The following is a 13,691-nucleotide window of genomic DNA, read 5'->3' as shown; positions in this document are numbered from 1 at the left end:
GAATGTCACAGTCCCGGCGTCGGTTAGAGCTTTACCTTCACAGTCTCCCACGCCCCGCGCACGGCGTCATGCTCTGCGGACTCCTCGCCGAACAGTTCCTTGGCCGTTGCCGCGGTGGCTTTGGCGAAGGCTGTGAAGGTGGTGGTTGGGCTGAGCGAGCCGCCGGTCAGGGTCTCGTACCAGATCTGCCCCGGAGCCTCCCAGGCGTTCCCGCCCAGGGTCTGGGCGACGAGGCAGAACGCCCGGTTCGGAATGCCGGAGTTGATGTGGACTCCGCCGTTGTCTGACCGCGTGCGGACATAGGAGTCCATGGAGTCCGGCTGCGGGTCCTTGCCCAGGACGTCGTCGTCGTACGCTGTCCCGGGCGCCTTCATGGAGCGTAGGGCGGACCCTTCCACCTGTGGCGTGAACAGGCCTTCGCCGATCAGCCAGGAGGCTTCGGCGGTGGCCTGCTTTCGGAAGTACTGCTCCACCAGGGCCCCAAACACGTCGGAGACGGACTCGTTGATGGCCCCTGCCTGGTTGCGGTAGGCGAGTCCGGCCGAAAACTGCGTCACGCCGTGGGCCAGTTCATGGCCGATCACGCTGAGCGACCTCGTGAACCGCTCGAAGACCTCACCGTCGCCGTCGCCAAACACCATCTGCTGTCCGTCCCAAAACGCGTTGTCATACATCCTGCCGAAGTGGACGCTGGCCTTCAGCGGCATTCCCTGGCCGTCGATCGAGTTCCGCCCGAAGGCGTCCGCGTAAAGGCTGTGCGTATGGCCCAGGCCGTCGTACGCCTCGTCGACGGCGGGGTCGCCCGTGGTGGCGTCGCCTTCCTTTCGTACGACCTGACCCGGCAGCGACTCGCCGGACTTCGCGTCGAAGACGGACCTGTTGACCGGAGAGGGCTGCAGCTGCCTGATGCCGGCAGGAGCCGACGGCGCCGACGTCCGTGCGGCGTGCACTGCACCAACATGGAGCAGGGCTTCCCTGGCGGCGCGGGCAACTGCCGAGAACCGGGGCGATCCCTGGGCGGCCAAGCGGCGGAGGATGTACGGCGGAACGATTGAACAGAACATGCAACTCACACTACGAACGGCCTCTGACATTCCGCGTCAGGCACACTGGAGATACAGGAAACCCCCGCCGCTTTGGGTAAGCGGCGGGGGTTTCTTCTGTGCCCTCGATAGGATTCGAACCTACGGCCTTCTGCTCCGGAGGCAGACGCTCTATCCCCTGAGCTACGAGGGCATCCAGGGATCCTGCCGTTCCCGGCCGGACGTCCTAGAGCTTAGCAGGAAGGTGGGCCGGAACGGAAAACGAAACCCGCTTTCCTGCCCTATATCAGTATCCCGCGAACGAATCCACGTGGATACGGTGGGCGCCGGCATGCCGGGCGGCGCGCCGCAGCGATCCGACGCTGGCCGGTGAACCCGAGATGAAAACCCTTCGCTGGCCGATGTCCGGCACCAGCCGTTCCAGCGCATGACCGTCGAGCCGTTCCCCCGGGGCGAGCAGCGCGCCGGCGTCCTCGATGAAGTCCGGTGGCGCCGAGCCGTCGGCGAGCCGGGCAACGATGCGGGCACCGGAATCTTGCAGTTCCGCCGCATAGGCGAGTTCCGATGCGTTCCGGGCGAGGTAGAGGAGCACGGTGTCGCGCTCGCGGGCCACACCACCGGACAGGTGCGCCAGATATGGCGTGATGCCAATGCCGGCGGCAATGAGCAGCACAGGAGCCGAATCTTTCGGCAGGACGAAATCGCCCGCCACCGTGGTGGCCGTGAGCTCCTCGCCGGGCTTGAGGGACAGCAGCTTGCGCTTGGCGGCGGAGACGGGGTCAGCGGTACCGACGCCGATCTTCACATGCTTTGCTTCGGGCGGGCTGGTCAGGCTGAAGACGCGGCGCCTGCCCCGCCCGTCCGGCTTGGTGTGCGGAAGATCCAGTTCCAGGTACTGGCCGGGCGCGTGGCGGAGGGGGCGCTGCGGGCGGAAGACGAATTCCGTCGTCGTCGGCGTAAGCCTGCGGGAGTGGCTGAACAGCAGCCGGACGCTTCCGCGCTGGCCTGCCAGGAACGCCAGCAGGTTGCCTGTCAGCAGTGCCAGCTCCGGGGAGTTCGCCGCGAAGCCGAAGTTGTAGGGCGTGGCCAGGAGGATTCCGACGACGGCGGCCATCGCCAGCTGCTGCCAGCGCCGGGGCGGCAGGGTGAGCGGCTCGGTGAGCATGAATCCGGCAAAAAACAGCACGGGGCCCTGCGCCAGGGTTTGCCACACGGCACTTCCGAGGTCGACGCCGGAGGGCATTTGCACCGCGGCCACGACGGCGGTGGCCACCAGGATGAACACGGCGGCCATGAGCGCTTTCCGGGTCCGGTAGAGCACCAGCAGGACGCCCGGGACCAGGAGCCACAGCATTGCAGGCGTGCCCGCCCACCACGTGGCAATGTTGAGGCCAGTCAGCCCGGTGATGAAGGCCCCCGCCGCCGCGGGGTTGAACACATGACGTCCGCGCCACGCCAAGGCGTATTTGGACGCTGACGCCAGGACGCAGGCCAGGGCCACCCCGACCAGGTCCCCCGGCGCTAATGCCGGGCCGAGCTGAGTAGGCCAGAACAGGAAATAGAGCAGCAGGCCCGTAATCAGCGAGGATTCCGAATGAGGCTGAACACGGAACAGCGTGGCCAGGCCACGGTTGGAAACGTACGTCAGCCCCAGGCAGAGGGCCAGGTGGGCGAGCATGTTTGGAATGCCGAACGTCAGCCAGCCGAGGGCGTTGAGGAGGAGGCTGTAAGCGGCCAGCACGGCAAGCACCAACAGCACCAGCCTGTACATCGTGAACCGGCCCAGGTACGCGTCCAGGGCGGTGCCGGGTGAAGCCTGCTGCCGGGATGTGGTTGACCTCATGTGAACAGCGCTCCTTCGAATTCGGCGGAGTACTCCGCGCTGCCGTTGGAAAATACCTTGAGCCAGGAAAAACGGAAGTGCCGTTCAAGGCCCTCGGCCGGAACCAGGAACAGGGCCGTGGCGAGGGCGTCCGCCTCCATGGCGGTGTCCGCCCGGGCCCACGTGGCCACGACCGTCCTGACCGGCGCCCCGCTGGTGCCGTCCAGGACATGATGGAGCCCGTCTCCCCAGGCCCGCCGGTTCGACGCCGAAGCACAGAGAGCGCCGGATCCCAGCGGCACGGTTCCTATCGCCTTGCTGGGGTCATACGGATGCTCCAGCGCCACCTGCACCGGCTCCTGGCCGCCGTTCAGCAGGTCCCCGCTGGCATCAATGAAGAAGTCCGTAACCCCGTGACTCCTTAGCAGTTCGGCCAAAAGGTCCACGAGCTGGCCCTTGCCGGCCGCGCCGATGTCCAGCACCACGGGGGCAGTGGTGCGCAGTGACGTTCCGTGCCATTCCAGGACGGCGTCCCAGGCCCGGGGAGGTGCAGCTTCTCCGCGGGGCTGCAGTGAATAGTGCGGATCGTAGCCCAGCCGCTCAAGGCTTTCACCGATGAGGGGAGTCATGGCTCCGCCGCTGAGCGTGTAAAGCTGCCGGTACAGTGCGGCCAGGCCGGTGGCTTCGGGCGGCAGTTCGTACTGCCCGGGCGCCACGGACATCCGGGTCACCAGGGAGTCTGCGCGGAACCTGGACCACGTGGAGTCGTAGCGCTCCACTTCGGCCAACACGGAGCTGCGCAGCCCCGGGGACAACGGGGCAGGGGTGGAGACTTCCCAGCTGGTCCCGATGCCTTCAAACCGGAATTCCTGCCAGCCCGCATGCGGCATGGCGCCTCCTACAGGGCCTGGGCCTTGATCGCTTCGACTGCTTGGTTGAAGCCGCCGCTGGTCAGGGAGGAGCCCGCCACTTTGGAGACGTTGATCTCATCCAGGCTCTTGCCCACCACCTGGTCAGCAATGCCGCTGGCGAACTGGCCCTGGAACTTCCGGGTGTTGGGGTTGGACGGGTGCTCGGTGATCTCCACCGCGGACACAGTGCCGTTGGCCAGCGTCAGCTGAACGCCCACGGTCTCGGTGCCGTTGGGGGACTTGTAGTTGCCGTCCGCGCTGTAGGTCCCGTCCTTGTAGCCGGCTGCGGAACCCGACGCGGAAGCGGACGCCGATGCTGTGCCCGACGCCGCAGCGGATGCCGCCGCCGAGGGCTCGGTCTCCTGCGCGGCAGGCTGCTGGCCGGAAGGCGCGCAGCCGGCCACCGTGCCGGCGAGGGACAGGCCGGCCATTCCGACGAAAACAGTTTTGCGCATTGAAGGCTTCACGGGATCTCTTTTCGTGGTGCGGGCACGCCAGGGACAGCGTCTAGTTCAGCGTTGATGTTTCAACAATTTAGTAGGTGAGTAAAGGCTAAGGGCACTTCCTGTGAATTTCCCTACTATTTGCTGTGACGGCGAGGGGGTATGCCAGGCCCTTCGGATTCCGCGCCGCGACGGGCTCCCCGGTAGGCTAGGAGTGTGACTCCCGAAGAACTCTCCCTCGCAATATCCGCCTGCCTGAATGACGCCGTTGCCGCCGGCGACATTGCCCTTGCCGAGGCGGCTATACCGGACTCCGTCCTGGTGGAGCGTCCGAAGAACCGGGAGCACGGCGACTGGGCGACCAATATCGCCTTGCAGCTGGCCAAGAAGGCCGGCACCAACCCGCGCGAATTCGCCACGCTGCTCAGCGCCCGGCTCAAGGACATCAACGGCGTGGACGGTGTGGAAATCGCCGGTCCCGGCTTCCTGAACATCACGGTTGACGCTGCCGCCGCCGGCGCGCTGGCCAAGGCCATCGTCGAAGCAGGCAGGGAGTACGGCACCAACACCGCGCTCGCCGGCCACACCGTGAACATGGAGTTTGTTTCCGCCAACCCCACCGGGCCGCTGCACATCGGCCACACACGCTGGGCAGCCCTGGGCGACTCGATCGCCAGGGTGCTCCGCGCCTCGGGTGCCGACGTCACCGCCGAGTACTACATCAACGACGCCGGCTCCCAGATGAACGTGTTTGCCAACTCGGTGCTGTCGCGCCTGCACGGCCGCGACGTGCCTGAAGGCGGCTACCCGGGCGAGTACATCCGCGATCTCGGCCATGAGGTCCTGACCCGGCACCCGGATATCCGCGAACTGACGGATGCTGCGGCGCTGCCCGTGATCCGGGCCGCGGCCTACGAGGCGCAGCTCAAGGACATCAAGGACACACTGGCGGACTTTGGGGTCTCCTTCGACGTGTTCTTCTCCGAGCAGGAGCTTCACGACGCCGGCGCGATCGAAAATGCCGTTGCCCGACTTCGCGAGCAGGGCCACGTTTTCGACGATGGCGGCGCCGTCTGGCTGCGCACCACCGACTTCGGTGATGACAAGGACCGCGTAATGATCCGTGCGAACGGCGAACCGACCTACTTCGCCGCCGACGCCGCGTACTACCTGTCCAAGAAGGACCGCGGCTACACCGAAAAGATCTACCTCCTGGGAGCCGACCACCACGGCTACATCAACCGGCTCAAGGCCATCGCCGCCGCGGCGGGGGACGACCCCGAGGTCAACATCGAGGTCCTGATCGGCCAGCTGGTCTCCGTTAACGGCGCCAAGCTCTCCAAGCGCGCCGGCAACATCATTGAGCTCAAGGACCTGATCTCCTGGCTGGGAACGGACGCGGTCCGCTATTCGCTGGCGCGGTTCCCGGCCGACTCTCCGCTCACGCTGGACCCCGAGCTGCTCAAGAAGCACTCCAACGAGAACCCCGTGTTCTACGTGCAGTACGCGCATGCCCGCTCCCGCGGCACCGCCCGCAACGCCGTTGCTGCCGGAGTGGACCGGAGCGCCTTCGAAGCCTCCCTGCTGGACCACGCCACGGAAAACGAACTGCTGTCCTACCTGGGCAGCTACCCCTCCATCGTGGCCAAGGCCGCCGAACTCCGTGAGCCGCACCGCGTGGCACGCCACCTCGAGGTCATCGCCGGCGCGTACCACCGCTGGTATGACGCCTGCCGGGTGGCGCCCATGGGCGACGAAGCCGTCACGGACACCAACCGCACCAGGCTGTGGCTCAATGACGCCACCAGCCAGGTGCTCGCCAACGGACTCGAACTGCTGGGCGTTTCGGCGCCGGAACGGATGTGATTGGCTTGCAGGAAACCACCAACAGCACCGCCTCGCCGCTGGCTCCGGAGTGGCTCGCCGTCCCCGCGGACCTCAACGCCCTCCACACCCCGGCGTGGGCAGGCGGGGTGGAGCGGAACGCCGGCGGTGAGCTTGCCATTGACGGCATCCCCGTCAGCGTCCTCAAGGAGCAGTTCGGCACGCCCCTTTTCGTCATGAGCGAATCGGATTTCCGCGCCCGCGCCCGTGCGTTCAAGGATGCGTTCGACGACGCCTTCGCCGACATCTGCGGGGGAGTGGACGTCTACTACGCCGGCAAGTCCTTCCTGTGCACCGCCGTCGCGACGTGGGTAGCCGATGAGGGGCTGCGGCTGGACACGTGCTCCGGCGGTGAACTTGCCGTCGCCGCCCGTGCCGGCATCAACGGTGCAAACCTGTCGCTGCACGGCAACAACAAGTCCGACGCCGAGATCAACCGCGCGCTGGACATGAACCTCGGCCGCATCGTGGTGGACAGCCTGGACGAGCTGGAGCGCGTGGCCAAAATCGCCTCCGGCCGCGGGGAGACCGCCAAGGTCATGCTGCGGCTGACGCCGGGGGTGCACGCCCACACCCACGAGTTCATCGCCACCGCCCACGAGGACCAGAAATTCGGCCTCTCCATGGCGGAGGATTCCACTGATGAGGCAGGCCTGTCCGCTGCGGAGGAAGCTGTGGCCGCGGCAACGTCCTACGGCAGCGTGGAGCTGCTGGGCCTGCACTGCCACATCGGTTCGCAAATCTTTGAGCCGGATGGCTTTGCGCTGGCCGCCCAAAAGCTCCTGACCTTCCTGGCCGCGGTGCAGGCCAAGTACTCCATCACCCTGCCTGAGCTTGACCTCGGCGGCGGCTACGGCATCGCCTACACGCCGGTGGATACGCCCCGCCCGGCAGCCGACATCGCGCAGGCGATGGCCGCCGTCGTGCGTTCCAAGTGCGCCGAACTGGGGATTACAGCACCCCGGATTTCCATCGAGCCCGGTCGTGCCATCGTGGGCAGCAGCACCTTCACGCTGTACGAGGTGGGCACCCTGAAAACCGTCCGGGTGGACGCCCCGGCCGCCGGCTCGGGCGAATCCGCCGATAAAAACGTTACGCACCCGCGCCGCTATGTGTCAGTGGACGGCGGCATGAGCGACAACGCCCGTCCGGTGCTGTACGACGCGGATTATTCGGCCATTCTCGCTTCGCGGGCCTCCGCAGCGGCCCCGCAGCTGTCCCGCGTAGTGGGCAAACATTGCGAGAGCGGCGACATAGTTGTTAGAGATGTATATCTGCCCGAGGACGTGGCAGCCGGTGATCTGCTCGCTGTACCGGGGACCGGCGCCTACTGCTGGGCCCTGTCAAGCAACTACAACTATCTGGCCCGGCCGGGCGTTGTCGCTGTGCGCGACGGATCTCTCCGGCTCATTGTCCGCGGGGAAACCGAAGAAGATCTGCTGAACCGCGACATGGGAGCCTGAATGACCGAATTGCGAACCCTGAAAGTGGCCCTGCTGGGCTGTGGCAACGTCGGGGCTCAGGTGGCGCGGATTCTGATCGACGACGCCGACACCCTGGCGCCGCGCACCGGCGCCCACCTGGAACTGGCCGGCATCGCGGTGCGGAACCTCGACGCCGAGCGCGAGGTGGACCTCCCGCGCGAGCTGTTCACCACCGACGCTGAAACGCTGGTCAAAGACGCCGACCTCGTGATCGAGCTGATGGGCGGCATCGAGCCCGCCCGCTCGCTGATCCTGTCCGCCATCCAGAACGGCGCCAGCGTGGTCACGGGCAACAAGGCCCTGCTTGCCGCCGACGGTCCGGCACTCTACGAAGAGGCGGACAAGGCCGGCGTCGAGCTGTCCTACGAAGCCGCCGTGGCAGGCGCCATCCCCATCCTGCGCCCCATCCGCGACAGCCTGTCCGGTGACCGCATCACCCGTGTGCTGGGCATCGTCAACGGCACCACCAACTTCATCCTGGATCAGATGGACTCCACCGGCGCGCAGTTCGCGGACGCACTCGCCGAGGCCCAGCGGCTCGGCTACGCCGAAGCTGACCCGACGGCCGACGTCGAGGGCCACGACGCCGCCGCCAAGGCCGCGATCCTGGCGTCACTGTCCTTCCACACGCGCTTCGACCTGGAGCACGTCTACTGCGAGGGAATCACCCGCGTCAGCGCCGCCGACATCGCCGCCGCGAAGGAAGCGGGCTTTGTCATCAAGCTGCTGGCCATCGCCGAGAAGATCGGCAACGGCGACGGCAGCGAGGGCGTTTCGGTGCGTGTCCACCCGACGCTCCTGCCGCGCGAACACCCGCTGGCAGCCGTCCGCGGTGCCTTCAACGCTGTCTTCGTCGAGGCGGAGAACGCCGGTGAGCTGATGTTTTACGGCCAGGGTGCCGGCGGAACCCCGACGGCGTCTGCCGTGCTGGGCGACCTCGTCTCGGCCGCCCGCCGCATCGTCCTGGGCGGTCCCGGACGCATCGAGTCCACCACCGGCCACGTCCCGGCGCTGCCCATCGATGCCGCGACCACCAGCTACTACATCGGCCTGGACGTTGCGGACCAGCCCGGCGTGCTGGCGAAGATTGCCCAGCTCTTCGCCGAGCACGGCGTCTCCATCGAAATCATGCGCCAGACCATCCACCGCGATGCCGACTCCAACGTGGAATCGGCCGAGCTGCGGATCGTCACCCACCGCGCAAGCGAAGCTGCACTGGCAGCGACCGTCGAAGCCGTGAAGGGCCTTGACGTGATCAATTCCGTTACATCCGTACTGCGGGTAGAAGGAGCTTAAGTGGCTCACCAATGGCGCGGTGTCATCCGCGAATACGCTGACCGTCTGCCCGTAACGGCGGCCACCAGGGTCATCACCCTCGGCGAGGGCGGTACGCCCTTGGTCTACGCCCAGAAGCTGTCCGAGCTGACGGGCTCCGACGTCTACCTCAAGGTGGAGGGTATGAACCCGACCGGTTCCTTTAAGGACCGCGGCATGACCATGGCCATGACCGCGGCCGTGGAGGCCGGGGCCAAGGCCGTCGTCTGCGCCTCCACCGGAAACACGTCGGCCTCCGCTGCCGCGTATGCCACCGCCGCCGGCCTGACGTGCGCCGTGCTGGTGCCCGAAGGCAAGATCTCCATGGGCAAGCTGAGCCAGGCCATCGCTCACGGCGCCACGCTCCTGCAGGTTGACGGTAACTTCGACAACTGCCTGGACATCGCCCGCAAGCTGGGCGAGTCCTACCCGGTCTTCCTGGTCAACTCCGTGAACCCGGCCCGCATCCAGGGCCAGAAGACCGGCGCCTTCGAGATCGTCGACGCCCTGGGCGACGCCCCGGACATCCACGTGCTCCCGGTGGGCAACGCCGGCAACATCACTGCGTACTGGAAGGGCTACAAGGAGTACTCCGCCCCGTTCGAGTCCGAAACGGCCGGAACGCTAGCGCCCGTCGCCACCAAGACGCCCGCCATGTGGGGCTTCCAGGCTGCTGGAGCTGCGCCGTTCGTGGCCGGCCACCCCATCACGGAACCCGACACCATCGCCACCGCCATCCGGATCGGCAACCCCGCCTCCTGGGACGGCGCCATCGCCGCCCGCGACGAGTCCGGCGGATTCATCGATTCCGTCACTGACGAGGAAATCCTGGCTGCCCACCGCTGGCTGTCATCCCGCGAAGGCGTCTTCGTGGAGCCCGGCTCGGCCGCCGGCGTCGCAGGCCTGCTCAAGAAGCACGCCGCAGGTGAGGTGCCCTCCGGCAAGACCATCGCCATCACCGTCACCGGCCACGGCCTCAAGGACCCGCAGTGGGCCCTCAGGACCGAGGACGGCAGCGATGTACAGCCCGTCAAGGTGCCGAACGACGTCGTGACCGTTGCTGCAGAGCTGGGACTGGAAGACAAATAACAGTGGAAACCATGCTGCCGCAGACCGCCCAGCTGCCCGCCATCCAGGCCGGGCAGCAGGTGACGGTCCGGGTCCCGGCCACCAGCGCCAACCTTGGTCCCGGCTATGACAGCCTGGGGCTGGCACTCACGCTGCACGACACCCTTACCGTGGAGAGCCTGGACAGCGGCGAGCTGGTCTTCGAGCTCAGCGGTGAGGGTGCGGATTCCCTTCCGCGGGACGCCAGCCACCTGGTGGTCCGGGCCATGCATGCCGCCTTCGGACGGCTGGGCTACCGCCACACCGGCCTGAAAATCACGGCGGAAAATGTTGTTCCGCACGGCCGTGGCCTGGGCTCGTCGGCGTCCGCAGTCGTGGCAGCCGTGACTGCGGCCAACGCGCTGCTGCCGGCGGGGGTGCAGCAGGACCGGAACTGGATCCTGCAGCTGACCAGCGAGATGGAAGGGCACCCGGACAATGTCGCTCCCGCGATCTACGGCGGACTGGCGCTGTCGTGGCAGGACAGTGACCAGTACAGCAGCACGTGCGCCACGGTAGACGCTGCCGTCATCCCCATCGTGGCAGTTCCGGACTACGAGCTCTCCACCGAGGCCGCGCGCGCCTTGCTCCCTGCGTCCATTGGCCACCACGCGGCCGCGATGAACTCCGGCCGCGCAGCGCTTCTGATCCATGCCCTCACGCAGAAGCCTGAATTCCTGCTCGCCAGCACCGAGGACTTCCTGCACCAGAGCTACCGCGCGGAGGCCATGCGGCCCAGTGCCGGCCTGATCAAGGCCCTGCGCGGAGCCGGCCACGCTGCCGTTGTCTCCGGAGCAGGACCCACGGTTCTGGTCCTGGCCAACAGCGAGACAGAGGCCGCAACCATTATGGAATTCATCGCCGCGTTTGCGGAGGCAAACACGCCGGACATCAACTGGCGTGTGATGAAGCTGGCAGTCGACGTCGAAGGTGCTAAAGTGGGAGTGCACCGGCGGTAACACCGCATGCAGTCTCCGCAGTCACCACCGCATTCACTGAATCATCACATCATTCATTGATGCAGCCAGACGGCGACTCTGCAGTCGAGAGGGCCCTGCAGCCAAGAGACCGTGCAGCCAACGACTCCGAGAATGGCCGTGATCGGTCATCGGGTCAGAATCTGCTTCGATCTGCTGCTGCTGCTTCGATCTCTTATTGCGCAATATTTTCCGGTGCCACCTGCTTGGCCTGGCCAGGAACCTACAGATGTGTTTCTGTTCCCTGAACCGCCAGTCCGCCGCCCCGCCAGCTATGCGGAGCGTTTGAAGGTGATCAGTATCCGGCCCTGCTGGCCGAACTCCAACCGGCAAGGCCGACATCCCGGCTGCAGATCTGAACTGCAGCCCAGATCCAATCATCGCGTCCAGCTCACAGTCTGGACGCCGTCGAGGGGGAAGGATCCTTCGTGACCGAAACCACTGAGCTGTCGCCAGCTGTGGACACACCATCTTCTGCTTCCGGATCGTTGACGGAAGCGCCCGCCAAGAGCAGCGGCCTTGCCGGCCTGAAGCTCGCCCAGCTGCAGGCTCTCGCCAGCCAGCTCGGTATCTCCGGCGGATCCCGCATGCGTAAGGGTGACCTGGTGACGGCCATTTCCGCGCACCGTGCAGGCACGTCCGCCACCGCCACCAAGGCACCGACGCGGACCGCGGCCAAGGCTGCTGGAACCAGCCCTGCCGCCCCCGCCCCCGAAACCGCCGCAGCAGCCCCGGCTGCAGAAGCAGGCGAGGCTCCGGCGCAGGAAACCCGTGCACGCGGCCGCGGCCGCAGCCGCCGGGCAGTGAGCGACGGCATTATTGCAGCACCGGCGGAAACGGCCGCCGAGGCTCCGGCAGCTGCTCCGGCCGCGGAAGCACCGGCCGCCGCCGAGGCACCCGCCGCCGCGCCGGCCGCCGAAGCTGCAGCTTCCACCGAGGCAGAAGGCGGAGAGCGCCGCCAGCCGCGCACCCGCAACCGCCGCCGTGGCGAAGCAGCCGCAGCGGCTCCCGCCGAGGCAGCCGCTGCTCCCGCCGAAGCTGCCCCTGAGGCCCGTGGCACCGAAACACGTGGTACTGAAACGCGCGGTACTGAAATACGCGGTGCCGAGGCCCGCGAGCAGGCACCCGAAGGCGAAGCCGGACAGCGCGAACGCCGGGATGCCCGCGGCCGCGGTGCCCGTGACGCAGGCGAAGCTGGCGGACGCGACAACCGCCGTGACGACAACCGCCGTGACGACAACCGCCGTGACGACAACCGCGACGCCGACGACGACGGCGGCAGCCGCCGCAACCGGCGGAACCGCCGCGACCGGAACGACCGCAACGAGCGCTCGGACAGCCGTGACGGCAGCCGCAACGAACGGTTCCGCGACCGCAACGACCGCCGCCGGGGACGCAGCCAGGGGCCCGACGTCGACGACGTCGAGGTCACTGACGACGACGTGCTGCTGCCGGTTGCCGGCATCCTGGATGTCCTCGAAAACTACGCGTTCATCCGCACCTCCGGTTACCTCCCGGGCCCGAACGATGTCTATGTGTCCCTGGCACAGGTCAAGAAGTACAACCTGCGCAAGGGCGACGCCGTTGTTGGCGCCATCCGCGCACCGCGAGACGGCGAAGACCGCGGCCAGCAGTCCGCCCGCCAGAAGTTCAACGCGCTGGTCCGCGTCACCTCGGTGAACGGCAAGACCGCCGAGGACCTCAAGGACCGCGTGGAGTTCGCCAAGCTCGTTCCGCTGTACCCGTCCGAGCGCCTGCGCCTCGAGACCGACCCCAAGAAGATCGGCCCCCGCGTCATCGACCTGGTCGCCCCGATCGGCAAGGGCCAGCGTGGCCTGATCGTCTCCCCGCCCAAGGCCGGCAAGACGCTCATCCTGCAGTCCATCGCCAACGCGATCACCACCAACAACCCTGAGGTCCACCTCATGATGGTGCTGGTTGACGAACGTCCCGAAGAAGTCACGGACATGCAGCGCACCGTCAAGGGCGAGGTCATTGCCTCCACCTTCGACCGTCCCGCAGACGACCACACCACCGTGGCCGAACTCTCCATCGAACGCGCCAAGCGCCTCGTGGAAATGGGCATGGACGTCGTGGTGCTCCTGGACTCGATGACCCGCCTGGGCCGTGCCTACAACCTGGCAGCGCCGGCCTCCGGCCGCATCCTGTCCGGTGGTGTGGACTCCGCTGCACTGTACCCGCCCAAGCGGTTCTTCGGTGCCGCCCGCAACATCGAAAACGGCGGCTCGCTGACCATCCTGGCAACGGCCCTTGTGGAGACCGGATCCAAGATGGACGAGGTTATCTTCGAAGAGTTCAAGGGCACCGGCAACATGGAGCTCCGCCTGTCCCGCCAGCTGGCTGACAAGCGCATCTTCCCCGCCGTGGACGTCAACGCCTCCGGCACGCGCCGCGAAGAAAACCTGCTCTCGGCCGAAGAGGTCAAGATCATGTGGAAGCTGCGCCGCGTTCTCTCCGGCCTTGAGACCCAGCAGAGCCTGGAACTCCTGACCAACAAGATCCGCGAGACCCAGAGCAACGTCGAGTTCCTCATGCAGGTTCAGAAGACGACGCTTGGTGCGAAGTCGGATAACGACAAGTAGCTGCGCTCACCGCTCAAAATATGCCGGCCTGATGGCCGGCATATTTTGGGCGGTTCGTCGTTAAGTCCCGTGAATCTAGACTTGTAAGAGTCGAAAGAGGTTT

At 66.7% G+C, this 13,691-nt stretch carries 10 protein-coding genes and 1 tRNA gene; 6 read left to right on the top strand and 5 right to left on the bottom strand.

Annotated features, from left to right (window positions below):
• Positions 1–23: 23 nt before the first annotated feature.
• The 5 genes from QFZ23_RS16045 to QFZ23_RS16025 all read right to left on the bottom strand — a co-directional run bounded on the left by QFZ23_RS16045 (position 24) and on the right by QFZ23_RS16025 (position 4,243).
• Positions 24–1,064 carry a M4 family metallopeptidase gene (locus QFZ23_RS16045; protein ID WP_306924391.1) on the bottom strand — a complete coding sequence of 347 codons (1,041 nt, stop codon included), beginning with the start codon at positions 1,062–1,064 and terminating at the stop codon, positions 24–26.
• A 99-nt stretch (positions 1,065–1,163) separates the two neighbouring features.
• A tRNA-Arg gene (locus tag QFZ23_RS16040) sits at positions 1,164–1,236 on the bottom strand.
• A 93-nt stretch (positions 1,237–1,329) separates the two neighbouring features.
• A complete protein-coding gene (locus QFZ23_RS16035) occupies positions 1,330–2,886 on the bottom strand; it encodes a ferredoxin--NADP reductase (RefSeq protein ID WP_306924390.1) in 1,557 nt (518 codons plus the stop codon).
• Positions 2,883–3,755 (bottom strand): FAD:protein FMN transferase, encoded by an 873-nt coding sequence (locus QFZ23_RS16030; protein ID WP_306924387.1) that lies wholly within the window; start codon positions 3,753–3,755, stop codon positions 2,883–2,885. Before QFZ23_RS16030 ends, QFZ23_RS16035 begins: the two co-directional genes overlap by 4 nt.
• Positions 3,756–3,763: 8 nt before the next feature.
• On the bottom strand, positions 3,764–4,243 hold the full coding sequence (locus QFZ23_RS16025; RefSeq protein ID WP_306924385.1) for an FMN-binding protein: 480 nt from the start codon (positions 4,241–4,243) through the stop codon (positions 3,764–3,766).
• 192 nt (positions 4,244–4,435) lie between these two features.
• Here QFZ23_RS16025 and argS point away from each other — a divergent pair, with 192 nt between their 5' ends.
• The 6 genes from argS (at position 4,436) to rho (ending at position 13,588) form a co-directional block, all read left to right on the top strand.
• Positions 4,436–6,085 carry an arginine--tRNA ligase gene (gene argS, locus QFZ23_RS16020; protein ID WP_306924384.1) on the top strand — a complete coding sequence of 550 codons (1,650 nt, stop codon included), beginning with the start codon at positions 4,436–4,438 and terminating at the stop codon, positions 6,083–6,085.
• A gap of 5 nt (positions 6,086–6,090) precedes the next feature.
• Complete coding sequence (gene lysA / locus QFZ23_RS16015; protein WP_306924383.1) at positions 6,091–7,566, top strand: diaminopimelate decarboxylase; 1,476 nt, start codon at positions 6,091–6,093, stop codon at positions 7,564–7,566.
• Positions 7,567–8,883 carry a homoserine dehydrogenase gene (locus QFZ23_RS16010; protein ID WP_306924381.1) on the top strand — a complete coding sequence of 439 codons (1,317 nt, stop codon included), beginning with the start codon at positions 7,567–7,569 and terminating at the stop codon, positions 8,881–8,883. It abuts the gene before it with no gap.
• On the top strand, positions 8,884–9,990 hold the full coding sequence (gene thrC / locus QFZ23_RS16005) for a threonine synthase (protein WP_003804798.1): 1,107 nt from the start codon (positions 8,884–8,886) through the stop codon (positions 9,988–9,990).
• Between the two features lie 11 nt (positions 9,991–10,001).
• Complete coding sequence (thrB, locus tag QFZ23_RS16000) at positions 10,002–10,967, top strand: homoserine kinase (RefSeq protein ID WP_306924380.1); 966 nt, start codon at positions 10,002–10,004, stop codon at positions 10,965–10,967.
• A gap of 446 nt (positions 10,968–11,413) precedes the next feature.
• Complete coding sequence (rho, locus tag QFZ23_RS15995; RefSeq protein ID WP_306924379.1) at positions 11,414–13,588, top strand: transcription termination factor Rho; 2,175 nt, start codon at positions 11,414–11,416, stop codon at positions 13,586–13,588.
• The last annotated feature ends 103 nt before the right edge of the window (positions 13,589–13,691 follow it).

Origin of the sequence: Arthrobacter globiformis, from assembly GCF_030818015.1 — a bacterium.
GTDB classification, from domain to species: domain Bacteria; phylum Actinomycetota; class Actinomycetes; order Actinomycetales; family Micrococcaceae; genus Arthrobacter; species Arthrobacter globiformis_C.
This window is presented reverse-complemented; position numbering and strand designations above follow the sequence as displayed.